Raw genomic sequence first — 13,352 nt, 5'->3', positions numbered from 1 at the left:
CTCTATCGTGTTTTTCCGCCAGGAATCACCGCCACTCCGGAAGCTCCAGGCATCGCCCGCAAAGAACTGCAGACAATGGGGCCGATGTCGCGCAACGAGTGGATCACGGCGGTGACTTTCGTGATCATGGTCACCGGCTGGATACTGGCGGCTCCCTACAAGCTGAACCTGACGGCAATTGCCCTGGCCGGTCTCGCCACGCTGATGATCAGCGGCGTTTTGACGCTTGAAGACATCAACAAGCAGGGCGGCACGCTGGTCACTTTCATCTGGCTGGCCATACTTTTTGGCATGAGTGGGCAGCTCAACGAAATGGGCTTCATGGGCTACGTCGGCGAGCGACTGGCTGTCGGGCTGGAAGGCCTCGCCTGGCCGGTCGCCTACGTTGCCTTGCTGGTCATTTATGTGTTGCTCCACTTCGGTTTCGTCAGTCAGAACGCGCAGGTTCTGGCGCTGCTCGGGGTGTTTCTCGACGTCGGCGTGAAGTCGGGCGTTCCCGTCCATTTGATGGCCTACGCGCTGCTGTTTGCCAGTAGCTACTTCTCGGTCATTACGCCACAAGGCGGCAGCCAGAACATCATCTTCGTCGCCAGCGGCTATCTCAAGCAGAGCGAACTGTACCGCCTGGGGCTGACGACAACCGCCTTCTGCACCCTGGTGTTTCTGGTCATCGGCACCCCCTGGATACTCTGGGTCGGCTAGTCCGAACAGACCGCGGAGGCGCTACCCGCGCTCGCCACGGGTAGCGCGATCGAGCAGCCCACATAGCCGGCGGCAACGACCGCCAGCACCTCTGGAGACAAGTCATGAACCTAGATTCAGGCACCGCTGGCCCCGACTCGACCTCATTGAGTCGCCACCGCAGCGTTTGGGACGTACGATCGGAAAGCTGGATCGGGCTGGTCGACGTCCTCTCGCAGCTCGCCAAGCTGGCACAGGATGACCCCGGTCGGGAAGAGCGCTTGACCAAGATCGGCGCCTTGACCGAAGCCTTGCGGCCGATTGAAGCCTGTTGGGCGTATCCAGGCCGCCGCGCCTTCGCCGAGCTCTGTAGCCACATCGATCGCGGCAATCTGGCGCATGCCGCAATCATCGCTCGCCGCTTTCATCGCACGCTGGCCTCGCTGACCTATCGCCACGAGGGCACGGGGGCCAAGAACGATGCCGATTTGCCCTCGCAGATCGAAAGCGAGCAGGAGTATCAGGCGCAGCTGCGCTGCCCATACTTCGAGGTTCTGGTCGTCGACGACATGCTGGTCGAAGAAGAGGAAGCGCTGCATCGCCAGGTGCGCAACGAGCGCAGACCTGACGACGATTTCGTTTACGACGTGGTCGTCGTGCCGACCTTTGAGGATGCACTGGTTGCATCGTGGGTGAACTTCAACCTGCAGGCAGTGGTGATCCGCTACGGCTTTCCCTACCGGTCGCGCTACTTCCGCGAACTCGTCGGGCGGCGCTACATTGATGGTGCGGACGTCGACGGCGAGCTGCTGCCCGAGTCAGAGCGCGGTCCGCTGCTCGGTCGACAGATCGCGAAGTTGCGCCCGGAGCTGGATCTCTATCTGGTCACCGACGTCAATGTCGAAGACGTAGCCGCGAAGGCGGGGGAAACCTTCAACCGCATATTTTTCGGCGAAGAAGACAAGCTCGAACTCAACCATTCGATCATGCAAGGGGTTGCCGAGCGCTATCACACCCCGTTCTTCGACGCCTTGTGCAAGTACGCGAAGCAGCCTACCGGCGTTTTCCACGCCCTGCCGCTGGCGCGTGGCAAGTCGATCATGAATTCGAACTGGATCGGCGACCTCGGCCAATTCTATGGCATGAACCTGTTCATGGCCGAGACCTCGGCCACCTCAGGCGGGCTCGATTCGCTGCTCGAACCCACGGGCTCGCTGAAACTGGCCCAGGAGTATGCCGCGCGGGCCTTCGGCTCACGCCGCACTTTCCTGGTCACCAACGGCACATCAACGGCCAACAAGGTCGTTGTCCAGGCCATCGTCCGGCCCGACGACATTGTTCTGGTTGACCGCAATTGCCACAAATCGCACCACTACGGGATGGTCCTGGCCGGCGCACAGGTCACCTACCTGGAGGCCTATCCGCTGCACGAGTACTCGATGTACGGTGCGGTGCCGATTCGCCACATCAAGGAAACGCTGCTCGACTTGCGCCGCGCCGGGACGCTGAACCGCGTACGCATGGTGCTGCTGACCAACTGCACCTTCGATGGCATCGTCTACAACGTCGAGCGGCTGATGCTCGAGTGCCTGGCCATCAAGCCTGACCTGGTGTTCCTGTGGGACGAGGCGTGGTTCGCCTTCGCGCGTTTCCACCCGGTCTACCGCCCACGCACGGCCATGGGTGCCGCCGCCAAGCTGACCGAGATGTTCAAGAGCGAGGCCTATGCCAAACGCTATGCGGAATTCGCCAGCAGTTTTGACGAGGCCGACTGGGCTGACGACGAGAAAGTCCTGAACACCCGCCTGCTGCCCGACCCCGGCAAGGCGCGGGTGCGCGTCTACGCCACGCATTCGACCCACAAGACGCTGACCGCGCTGCGCCAGGGCTCGATGATCCACGTCTGGGACCAGGACTTCAAGGACAAGGCCGAGGAAGCCTTCCATGAAGCCTACATGACGCACACCTCGACTTCGCCCAACTACCAGATCCTCGCGACCCTCGATGTCGGGCGGCGGCAAGTGGAAATGGAAGGCTACGAACTGGTGCAGCGCCAGCTCGAGCTGGCGATGAACCTGCGCGACCAGGTGGCCGCCAATCCCCAGCTCAACAGCCACTTCCGTTTCCTGACCGTGACCGACATGGTGCCGGAGGAGTTTCGCGAGTCGCACGTCGAATCGCTGTACAACATGGAGACCGGCTGGGAAAACCTGTTGAAAGCCTGGCAGTCGGACGAGTTTGCGCTTGACCCGAGCCGCGCCACGCTGGCTATCGGCCTGACCGGGATGGATGGCGACACCATCAAGAACAAGTATCTGATGGACAAGTACGACATCCAGATCAACAAGACCTCGCGCAATACAGTGCTGTTCATGACCAACATCGGCACCACCCGCTCGACGATCGCCTACCTGCTCGGCGTGCTGGTCAAGATCGCCCGCGACGTGGACAACAGGGTGCGCGACATGAGCACTCCGGAACTTCGTATCCATGAAAAACGCGTGCGCTCCCTCACCCAGGAACTGCCGCCGTTGCCCAACTTCTCGTGCTTCCACCAAGCCTTCCGCGGCCACAGCCTGGACGGGCAGAGCGAGACGCGCGATGGCGACGTCCGCAGCGCCTTCTTCCTTAGCTACGATGATGCCAACTGCGAGTACCTGACCATGGACGATACGGCCAAGGCGATCAGGAACGCACGCGAATGCGTCTCCGCTCAGTTCGTCATCCCTTACCCGCCGGGCTTCCCGATTCTCGTACCGGGACAGGTGATCAGTGCCGAAATATTGCAATTCATGCAGGCACTCGATGTGCGCGAAATCCATGGTTTCCGGCCTGAACTGGGCTTTCGCATCTTTACCGAACCGGCACTCGAACTGGCCGGGCAGGCAAACGCAGTCTGGAAAGCGCAGGTCAATGCCAGCGCCGAAGCGGCAGAAGGCGAATGAAATGACCGCTGGCGAGCGCCAACACAGCAGTCTTTTTGTGGTGACAACGAAGAGGAGAAAATAATGACTTTCAAAGTAAAGACAATTTCCGACCTGCGGCTCATGTTTCATCGCAACGAGCGACCGATCTATTTCATCAGCGCCACCAACTTCAATCTGCTGGGAATCGACCAGTGGGTGAATCGCTTCCGCTTCATCAGCTACATCGATTGCTTCGATGGCCGGCATCCGAACGTCTTCGTCCCGCAGGAGACGCCGCACGACGAGTTCACGTCGATCGAAGACATCAACAACCACATGTTGCAGCACAAGGACGTGATCGACTTCATTGAGCGCCGCGGTGGCAGCCCGGCGGCAACCTTCCTGATGTTTGACGAAAAGACCGAGGAGCTGGCCAAGGAACTCGGCATGGAAGTCTGGTTTCCGCCGGCCAAACTGCGCCAGCGTTGCGACAACAAGATGGAGACGGTACGCATCGGCAACAAGGCCGGCGTGTTGTCGGTACCGAACGCGCTCGAGAAGGTGAGCAGCTTCGCCAACCTTATGGAAATTGCCGAGCGCCACGGACTGGGCAAGCACCTGGTCCTGCAGTCAGCCTTCGGTGATTCCGGCCACACGACTTTCTTCATCTCTTGCGAAGACGATTTCAACAAGCACAAGGAAGATATCTGCAAAGATCCTGAAATCAAGATCATGAAGCGCATCAACTGCCGTGGGGCAACGCTCGAAGCCTGTGCCACGCAGTCGGGAACGCTGGTCGGACCGATGCTTACCGAAGTCGTCGGTGCCAGCGAACTGACGCCCTACAAGGGCGGCTGGTGTGGCAACGAGGTTTTCCCCGGTTCCTTCTCGGAAGCCGTGCGCGCCCAGGTCAGAGACATGACCGAGCGTTTTGGCAACCAGTTGATCGAGGAAGGTTACCGAGGGTACTTCGACCTCGATTTCCTGATCGACCAGGACAGCGGCGACGTCTATCTCGGCGAACTGAACCCACGCGTCTGTGGAGCCAGCCCGATGACCAACCACGCGGCCTTTGCCTATGCCGATGCGCCGCTTTTCCTCTTCCACCTGCTGGAATTCTCGGGCGTACCCTTCGATCTCAACGTCAGCGAAATCAACGAGCGCTGGGCACAGCCGCACTTCATCGATTCGTGGTCGCAGGTGGTGATGAAGTACACTGACAAGAACGTCGATCAGGTCACGCACGCGCCGGGCACCGGCATTTACCGCATGAGCGAAGATGGCAGCGTCAGCTTCCAGCGCTTCGACTATAACCGCCAGGCGATCGACAGCGAACGCGAGGCCTTCTTCCTGCGCATCACCGGTTCGGGTGACTATCGCTATGAGGGCGCCGACCTCGGTATCCTGATTACGCGTGGCCGTTCGATGGACGATAACTTCAAGCTCAACCTGCGCGCCCGTGACTGGATTCGCGGCATCAAGCAGTACTATGCCGGCAAACCAATCGTTACCACCGAGCACGAGGCGGCACCGGAGCCCGGCGCGTTCAAGATCCTTTGACCGCCGTGCCGCACGCGGACCTGCCTATCCACCAGCGATTTACGGCGCTGGTCGAGGACGCTCCCGGCCCCTCGTGGCAGGCGCTTTTCGAACGCTGCTGGCCGGGTTACCGCGACTGGTACCTGCGCAGCGGCGTCTTCGATCGCCCCAGCTACCTTGAAAGCCGGCGCGCGCTGCGCCAGCACATGCCGGAGCTGGTGCCCACCTGGGAGCGACTGGTCGAGTTGGCCGGCGGTGGCGACATTGAGGCGCGCGCGCTTTCCTTGTGGTGCCCGCCGGCTTATATTGCCGGTTGCTCGCAAGCAGTGTGGATCGATCCTTGCGGCGCCCAAAACCCGGCGCTGGTGCGCAACTACGACTACGCCCCGGCCTTGCTGGAAGGCAACTGGCTGGCCACCCGCTGGTGCGGCCAGCGGGTGCTGGCCATGGGCGATTGTCTATGGGGAGCGCTGGATGGCATGAACGAGGCGGGCCTGGCCGCTTCACTGAGCTTCGGCGGCAGAACGCAAACCGGCAAGGGCTTCGGCATCCCGCTGGTGATGCGCTACGTGCTGGAGGTATCGAGCACGGTAGAGGATGCCTGCGCGATCCTCAAACGCCTCCCCGTACACATGTCGTACAGCATCACGCTGCTTGACACTTCCGGAAATTGGGCCACCGTGTTCGTCGGACCCGACGAAGCCCCCTATGTCAGTCGCCGGCGGGCGGTCACCAACTTCCAGCACAAGGTCGATTGGCCGCAGCACGCCAAGGCAACTTGTGCCGTCGAGCGCTTCGCCGCTCTGGAACATCTGGTCGACAAAAAGCATTCCTTGCTGGAACTCACGACAGCACTGCTGCAGCCGCCGCTGTTCCAGACCAGTTACCGACGCGGTTACGGCACGCTGTACAGTGCCGTGTACCAACCGACAGACCGCCGTGTCGAGTTGCTCTGGCAAGACCAGCGTTGGCAGCAGTCCGTGCTCGCGCCGCATGCCGGCGAGCGCGAAATCGTGTTCCCGAGCGGCCCGAACTGAAGCCGACCGGTGACCAATTATCCGTTTGAAGAGGAGACAAAGACGATGTTCACTATTTCGCGGCGCCTCGCCATTGCTGTAACGCTTGCCACTGCCACCCTGCTGTCGGCTCCGGTCTTGGCTCAGGAATTGACCGGTACGCTCAAGAAAATCAAGGAGACCGGGTTGATCACGTTGGGCCATCGCGAATCGTCGATTCCGTTCTCGTACTACGACGACAAGCGGCAGGTGGTCGGCTACTCGCAGGACATGATGCTCAAGGCGGTGGAGGCAATCAAGGCCGACTTACAGCTTGCCAAGCTCGATATCAAGCTGCTGCCGGTAACCTCCGAGAATCGCATCACGCTCGTCCAGAATGGAAGCGTCGACCTCGAATGCGGTTCGACGACCAACACCGCCGAACGTCGGGAACAGGTCAGTTTCTCGTACAGCATCTTCGTCGCCGGCACTCGACTAATGACCAAGACCAGCTCCGGGATCAAGGATTTTCCCGATCTGGCTGGCAAGAACGTCGTGACCACCGCTGGCACCACCTCCGAGCGTCTGCTGCGCAAGATGAACGAAGACAACAATATGAAGATGAAGATAATCAGCGCCAAAGATCACGGGGAAGCGTTCCTGATCCTGGAAAGCGGCCGCGCGGCGGCTTTCGTCTTGGACGAGGTGTTGCTCTTTGGGGAAATGGCCAAAGCCAAGAACGCCCGCGAATGGACCGTGGTCGGTACGCCGCAATCGTATGAAGCCTATGGCTGCATGATGCGCAAGGACGACCCGGCGTTCAAGAAGGTCGTCGATGCGGCGCTGGCCAAAGTGATGACCTCAGGCGAAGCCGACAAGCTCTACGCCAAGTGGTTCCTGCAGCCGATCCCGCCGAAGGGCTTGAACCTCAACTTTGCCCTCTCGTACGCGCTCAAGAAGCTGTACAAATCGCCCAACGACAAGGCCTACGATTAGGGCAGCAAGGGCAAGCACGCATTCGGCACCTACCGTTCGTGTACTGAAGAAAGGCCAGGCAGCGTCGCTGCCTGGCCTTTCTTACTTTCCCGCACCGGACTAAACCGCTGCGGGCACCCGCCTCCGCTGATCAGCCTGAGGCCCACGCAGATGGCCGGACTGCCCGCATCCGCTACAGCTCAGTGGCCTCGACCCTTGCAAGGTCGGTCGCACGGGCCACTCACGGACGGTCAGTTCAGGCGCCCACCGCCCGCAGCGATGCCTCGATGATATCCAGGCCTTCGTTGAGCACGGCATCGGAAATGGTCAGCGGCACCATTACCCGCAAGACATTGCCATGCGGCCCGCACAAGAGCAGCAGCAAGCCGCGTTGCGCCGCTTCATTCTTCAGGGCGACAGCGATGTCCGCTGCCGGCTGCTTTGCATCGCCGTTGCGGCAGAACTCCACGGCCGTCATCGCCCCCAGTCCGCGCACCTCGATGATCGTCGAGAATTTCTCCTGCATGGCGGTAAATCGCTCGCGCATATGTTCGCCAAGAGCGATCGAGCGCGCACAGAGTTGTTCTTCCTCGACCACGTCGAGTACCGCCAGGGCGCCGGCAACGGCCATCGGATTTCCGGCGTAGGTGGAACCCAGACCGCCGACCTCTGCAGCGTCCATTATCGCCGCCTTGCCGACTACCGCGGCGATTGGCAGGCCACCGCCGAGGCCTTTGGCCAAGGTAATGATGTCGGGCTCGACATCATAGTGCTCGCTGGCAAACAGCTTGCCGCAGCGGCCAATGCCGGTCTGCACTTCGTCGGCAACGAGAAGAATTCCGTGCGTGTCGCATAGTGCCCGCAGGCGGCGCAGGAAGCCGCGGGGCGCCGGGACATAGCCACCTTCTCCCTGCACCGGTTCAATGAAGATTGCCGCGACGCGCGAAGCTTCGATACTGGTCGTGAAAAGCCGCTCGATAGCCGCGATGGCATCGTCCTCCGAGACACCCTGCAGGGCATTCGGGAAGGGAACGTGGAAGATCTCGCCGGGGAATGGCCCGAACTTGATCTTGTAGGGAGCCACCTTGCCGGTCAGTGCGAGACCGAACATGGTGCGACCATGGAAGCCGCCACCGAAGGCAATCATGCCCGAACGCCCAGTTGCCGCACGGGCGATCTTGACGGCATTCTCGACGGCTTCGGCGCCGGTGTTGACCAGAAACGACTTCTTCGGCGTACTGCCCGGGGCGGCCGCATTGAGCCGCTCGCACAGTTCGACGTAGGATTCGTAGGCCACTACCTGAAAACAGGTATGGGTGAAGGCCGCCAGTTGCTGGCGCGCCGCCTCGACGACCCGGGGGTGGCAATGCCCGGTATTGACCACCGCAATACCCGCGCAGAAGTCGATCCAGCGCCGACCTTCGACGTCCCAGATTTCGGCATTCCTGGCAGTTTCGGCAAACAGCGCGTGCCCCTGGCCGACACCTTTGGGCAGCGCTGCCGTGCGCCGGGCCATCAGCTCGGAATTGGTTTTGAGGTTCAGTTTTTCGCTCGGTGCATTCATGTTCATTTCCTTTGCAAGTTTGACTTGGCGGCTCAAACGATACCGCCGATACAGATGTATTTGATTTCCAGGTAGTCCTCGATCCCGTACTTGGAACCTTCGCGACCCAGCCCGGACGACTTCATGCCGCCGAACGGTGCAAGCTCGGTCGAGATCAGGCCGGTGTTGATGCCGACCATGCCGTATTCGAGGGCGCTGGCTACCCGCAAGCTGCGCGCCAGATTCTCGGTGTAGAAATAGGATGCCAGGCCATACTCGGTATCGTTGGCCATGGCCAACGCATCGGCCTCGGTCTTGAAAGCGAACACCGGCGCCACCGGCCCGAAGACCTCTTCGCGAGCGATGCGCATCTGCGCCGTCACCCCCGCCAGTATCGTTGGCTCGTAATAGGTCTTGCCGAGGCTGTGGGGCTTGCCGCCACAAACGATACGAGCCCCCTTGCCAAGCGCATCGGCGACCAGTTCCTCCACCTTGGCGATCGCCGCGTCATCGATCAGCGGACCTTGCGTGACCCCCTCTTCCGCCCCATTACCGACGCGCAGAGCGCCAACTGCGGCAGCGAGTTTTTCGACAAATTGATCGAGGACGCCTTCCTGGACCAGCAAGCGGTTCGCACAGACGCAGGTCTGGCCCGTATTGCGATACTTTGAGAGCATCGCTCCCTGCACGGCGGCATCCAGATCGGCATCGTCGAAGACAATGAACGGTGCATTGCCGCCCAACTCGAGCGACAGCTTCTTGATCGTCGGCGCACACTGCTGCATGAGAATCCGACCAACCTCCGTAGACCCGGTAAAGCTGAGCTTGCGGACCGTCGCATTGGCGCACAACTCGCCACCAATAGCGATCGGGTCTCCGGTGAGCACATTGAAGACCCCTTTGGGAACTCCGGCGCGTTCCGCCAGCTCGGCCAGCGCAAGCGCCGACAGTGGCGTCGCTTCAGCGGGCTTGAGCACTACCGAGCAGCCCGCCGCCAGCGCCGGACCAACCTTGCGGGTAATCATCGCGGCCGGAAAATTCCATGGCGTGATCGCGGCACAGACGCCGATCGCTTCCTTGCTTACCAGGATACGTTTGTCGGCGTGATGCGGGGGAATCATGTCGCCGTAGATGCGCTTTCCTTCCTCGGCAAACCACTCGATGAACGAGGCGGCGTAGGTGATCTCGCCACGCGATTCGGCAAGTGGCTTGCCCTGCTCCGCGGTCATGATTCGAGCGAGATCTTCCTGATTGGCAAGCAGCAACTCACACCAACGGCGGAGCACCTTCGCTCTCTCACCTGCAGTCCTGGCACTCCAGCTGCGCTGCGCAAGCTGCGCCGCCTCGATGGCGCGACGGGTCTCGGCCGCGCCCGCGTCGGGTACGTCCGCCAGCTGCTCCCCGGTAGCCGGGTTGGTGACGGCGAAGGTCAGCGCACTATCGGCGCCAACCCATTCTCCATCGATGTAGCACAACTGCCTGAGCAGTGATTTATCGGCAAGCTCCAAAGACTTATCTCCTGTTGGCCGGGTCAATCTGCAGAAACGGTCATCAGGGCCGAAGCCGGCCGCGAACTGCGCACCCCGAAGTGGCGCCACTTTACACGGGCGATCGGTGCAATAACGAACCACTTATTGAGATAATGCTGCTACCAATTTAGCGAAGTCACTGATCGACAGTTCGCTTTTCGCAGACCTGGTCCAGCTCGCCACGAAGACGGGGCGAGCGAATGTGGCTCGCGAGCGAAGCTGTAGCGAGTGATCTGACGGGAATGATTCCCGGCCTTGCCGCCGTCGCCGCGAAGGCTCTTGAGGTAGCTGTCGGCTTGGTGTGCGCACGGGTCGAACGGGCGCCTACAAGCGGCGCCAAGCCGCTAGCGCTGCCCGCAGCGGCAGCTTGCCGGATACAAAAAAACGCTCGCCCTTAGCGGTAGACGATCACCGGCACCTTGGAGTGTGAAAGCACCTTCTGGGTGACGCTGCCAAGTAGCAGCTTTTTGATCTCGCTGCGACCACGCGAGGCGATGAAGATGGCGTCGCACTTCTTCTTCCGTGCGGTTTCGATGATGCCCTCGAACGCCGACGCTGGCTTGGTGGTGAATCCAGCATACTCGACACCGGCAGCTGCAGCGGCCTTGGATATCTCCTCAAGGAATTTCTCACCGGTGGCCCGCTGCAGCCGGTCGAGCTTACTCGCCATGCCCTTGTCGATAATATCACCGTCGCCAAACATGGAATACGGCAGCGTCACGATGCCGTAGTAGCCGGTGACTTTCGCTCCCAGCGACTTCGCGAACTGGATGCCGGCCTTGATGGCCTTGCGCGACACGACCGAACCGTCGGTGGGGATAAGGATGTTTTTGAACATGTGCAGTTCTCCTGGTAGTTGTTGCCTGGCTGCGAGGCGGCACGCCCCTGCTCTTTCCCCGCGCGAGGAAAATTTTACCAAAACGCCAGTTCCCCTGATCGCGAGTCGAAGGCCGGCATGCGCCCTCAGGCACACCCTCCTCCCGACATCCCCGCCATCCACCCCTCCTGCCCAAAACGATGGCCAAGCCAAAGATGTGGAAAGTAGTATATGGGCTCAGCTGAATCGCGGTCAATCTCAAGGACGAAGGGCCTGTGCGGCAGTGTTAACGACCCTCGCACACGCCGGCCCAGGTCGACGCCTCAAAGGTAGCGCGTCGCGTCGTCAAAATTGATCTTTTTCGGAGGCGGCAATTCGCTGCGCGCGACGCGTGCCAGCACGAAAGCTCGGCGCATCGGCGGCGATCCCCTGAGTTCTGCCAGGCCGAAATCGACGTCGGCAGCAGCGTCCGCGCTGGCCGCATCGATCACCACGTTCATCGGGCTGAGCCGCAAGCGCTTTGTCTCGACGTGCAGATAGCGCTGCGGATTTTCGAGCACCGTTTTCAGGCTTTCGAGTTCGGCATCCAGGACCGATTCACTTCCCCCGATGGCTTCCAGTTGCCGCTCGTTTTCCAGCAATTCCGCTTGCAGCCTGGCCTGCTCGCTTGCTGCCGCCGGAGCTCCGCCGAACATTGACCCCAGGCCCGGACCTTGCTGTTGAAGAAGCCGCAGGCGTGCCCGCATCAGCGCACGACTTCCTTGCAGCTCCTGCCTTTCGACACGCTCCCGGCCAATCTCCGACAAGGCCTGGCCAAGCAGGTATTCGAAAGCCTCGACGCCGACGATGCGGCGCAAACGCGCCTCGTCGCTGCCGCAGATGCGTGTCCCGTGGTCCGAGAAGCTGACGCTGGTCTGGGCAACGTCGCGCTGCACCATGCCACCTTGCAGCGCCATTCCCAGGACCCGCTTTTCATTGAGCGCCATGCCCAGAACCAGGCAAGCTTCATCGAGTTCCGGAAACTTGTCGAACAGGATGCGCAAATTGTCCGAGCGGCCGAGAACAGACGAAATGTCGGAGGAAGCGACAAAGAACGCCTTTAGAGCCGGATCGCAGGACCACAGGGCCAACGAAAGCGGTCGTGCGGCGGGCAGCGCCTGGACCAGCGTGCGCAGGTATTCGATCGTCGTCTTGACGGCGGGCGTCAGACGCTTGGGGCAGTTGGGCAGCAGCTTGAGGCGTGGGTTGGTCAGCGTAATCGCCTTGTCGACGGCCCCGCGAACCATCTCGTCAGACACCCAATCCGGATCGAATTGACCCGGCCTGTTCTTGAACCAGTCGAGAATACCCATGGCACCTTCCTTCTGTGGAAATGGCTGCGCAAATCAAAGCTCGAACAGCACCAGGCCGCGGGGGTTCAGACCTCGGCACAGTGCTTGCCTGCTCCTGTTTCGTACGCTCGGGAATCGGCTTGGCGATTTACGTCGGCGACTTCGCCAGTAGCGTGGACGATGATTCCGAAACGAGCTTCGCCCCAGCGTCCTTCAAGAGCCGCCGAAATTGTGGCGACTCCCCTATTATTGTACCGGCGGCAGCACACAGGCGACCGATTGCTTCGGTGGGCCAGCGCACACCCAGGCGTTTCCTGCCCGCCTTCCTGACAGCTCCCGTGCAGCGCGTTCCTGCTACACGGCTAACGGTCATGACATGTCGAGACACCCCTGATGATGAAAGCCATGACCGTTCCCCTTCCCCTTGTTAGCGGTGTCGCTTTTCCGTAGAAATCTGGCGTCGACAGCCTGACGGGGTGAGAAGGCCGGTTGGTTTGCTTTCGCTTTTGACTTTCAGCCAAGCATGAATATGCCGGTTTTCCGGTTTGCCGCCGGCCAGGCTCCCGGCGGACGGGTTGCGCAGCAAACCGTCGTCTGGCAAGCGAAGCGCGGCAGGAATGGGCGACCAGCGATCAGTAAGCGCCGTCGGCCATCGACGCACGGGATTTGAACGGGAAGTGATCTGCGGCTCGGCATGACCCGCGTGGCAGTAGCGTTCGCGTTGCCAATGCGGTAGAAAGCGGAGCGGCCGGTGGAAAGGCAGGCGCGACACCGGTCCCAACCGCGAAGCCAGACCCGATGCCGCGCCCCGTAGCCTCCACAGTGGCGACGTTGCCTGCCTAGTATTTCACGAAGCGCACCTCGCCGTCAGATTCCCATTGGCCGGGACGACCAATGGATCTCCCTGGAAGACGTTACCTGTGCGCCGGTTGTCGCACGGCGGTGCTCATTTGCAGCCACTGTGATCGTGGCCAGCGCTACTGCACTGCGCACTGTGCCGACGAGGCACGCCGACAGGCCACGGGTGCTTCGGGTC

General features: G+C 61.2%; 9 protein-coding genes. 5 read left to right on the top strand and 4 right to left on the bottom strand.

Annotated elements, in window-relative coordinates; all coding sequences use genetic code 11:
- The first annotated feature begins 75 nt into the window (after window positions 1-75).
- From V5B40_RS21540 to V5B40_RS21520, 5 genes are all read left to right on the top strand, one after another.
- Complete coding sequence (locus tag V5B40_RS21540; RefSeq protein WP_434735898.1) at window positions 76-702, top strand: anion permease; 627 nt, start codon at window positions 76-78, stop codon at window positions 700-702.
- 104 nt (window positions 703-806) lie between these two features.
- Window positions 807-3,626, top strand: a complete 2,820-nt coding sequence (locus V5B40_RS21535) for an aminotransferase class I/II-fold pyridoxal phosphate-dependent enzyme (protein ID WP_332356475.1) — start codon at window positions 807-809, stop codon at window positions 3,624-3,626.
- Between the two features lie 63 nt (window positions 3,627-3,689).
- Window positions 3,690-5,147, top strand: coding sequence for a biotin carboxylase (locus V5B40_RS21530; RefSeq protein ID WP_291996457.1), 1,458 nt, complete (start codon window positions 3,690-3,692; stop codon window positions 5,145-5,147).
- A 20-nt stretch (window positions 5,148-5,167) separates the two neighbouring features.
- The gene (locus V5B40_RS21525; RefSeq protein WP_434735900.1) at window positions 5,168-6,163 is read left to right on the top strand and encodes a C45 family autoproteolytic acyltransferase/hydolase; all 996 of its coding nucleotides are present in this window, start codon (window positions 5,168-5,170) and stop codon (window positions 6,161-6,163) included.
- A gap of 45 nt (window positions 6,164-6,208) precedes the next feature.
- Window positions 6,209-7,117 carry a glutamate/aspartate ABC transporter substrate-binding protein gene (locus V5B40_RS21520; protein ID WP_332356474.1) on the top strand — a complete coding sequence of 303 codons (909 nt, stop codon included), beginning with the start codon at window positions 6,209-6,211 and terminating at the stop codon, window positions 7,115-7,117.
- Window positions 7,118-7,352: 235 nt separating this feature from the next.
- On the opposite strand, the gene gabT is transcribed toward V5B40_RS21520, so the two are convergent.
- From gabT to V5B40_RS21500, 4 genes are all read right to left on the bottom strand, one after another.
- Entirely contained in the window at window positions 7,353-8,660 is a 1,308-nt protein-coding gene (gene gabT, locus V5B40_RS21515) for a 4-aminobutyrate--2-oxoglutarate transaminase (protein ID WP_332356473.1), read from the bottom strand.
- Between the two features lie 32 nt (window positions 8,661-8,692).
- Window positions 8,693-10,147, bottom strand: coding sequence for an NAD-dependent succinate-semialdehyde dehydrogenase (locus tag V5B40_RS21510; protein ID WP_332356472.1), 1,455 nt, complete (start codon window positions 10,145-10,147; stop codon window positions 8,693-8,695).
- Between the two features lie 415 nt (window positions 10,148-10,562).
- The gene (locus V5B40_RS21505; RefSeq protein WP_332356471.1) at window positions 10,563-11,006 is read right to left on the bottom strand and encodes a universal stress protein; all 444 of its coding nucleotides are present in this window, start codon (window positions 11,004-11,006) and stop codon (window positions 10,563-10,565) included.
- Window positions 11,007-11,308: 302 nt separating this feature from the next.
- Window positions 11,309-12,337 carry a hypothetical protein gene (locus V5B40_RS21500; protein ID WP_332356470.1) on the bottom strand — a complete coding sequence of 343 codons (1,029 nt, stop codon included), beginning with the start codon at window positions 12,335-12,337 and terminating at the stop codon, window positions 11,309-11,311.
- Window positions 12,338-13,352 lie beyond the last annotated feature (1,015 nt).

It is taken from the genome of Candidatus Accumulibacter meliphilus (assembly GCF_036625345.1).
Lineage (GTDB): Bacteria > Pseudomonadota > Gammaproteobacteria > Burkholderiales > Rhodocyclaceae > Accumulibacter > Accumulibacter meliphilus.
The sequence above is the reverse complement of the archived record's forward strand: the minus strand, read 5'-3'. Positions and strand labels throughout refer to the sequence as shown.

What these genes read in the sequence shown, in the direction of transcription:
- V5B40_RS21535 (WP_332356475.1), top strand. Translation starts at nt 807, where the DNA reads ATGAACCTAGATTCAGGCACCGCTGGCCCCGACTCGACCTCATTGAGT.
- gabT (WP_332356473.1), bottom strand. Translation starts at nt 8,660, where the DNA reads ATGAATGCACCGAGCGAAAAACTGAACCTCAAAACCAATTCCGAGCTG.
- V5B40_RS21505 (WP_332356471.1), bottom strand. Translation starts at nt 11,006, where the DNA reads ATGTTCAAAAACATCCTTATCCCCACCGACGGTTCGGTCGTGTCGCGC.
- V5B40_RS21520 (WP_332356474.1), top strand. Translation starts at nt 6,209, where the DNA reads ATGTTCACTATTTCGCGGCGCCTCGCCATTGCTGTAACGCTTGCCACT.
- V5B40_RS21540 (WP_434735898.1), top strand. Translation starts at nt 76, where the DNA reads ATGGGGCCGATGTCGCGCAACGAGTGGATCACGGCGGTGACTTTCGTG.
- V5B40_RS21500 (WP_332356470.1), bottom strand. Translation starts at nt 12,337, where the DNA reads ATGGGTATTCTCGACTGGTTCAAGAACAGGCCGGGTCAATTCGATCCG.
- V5B40_RS21530 (WP_291996457.1), top strand. Translation starts at nt 3,690, where the DNA reads ATGACTTTCAAAGTAAAGACAATTTCCGACCTGCGGCTCATGTTTCAT.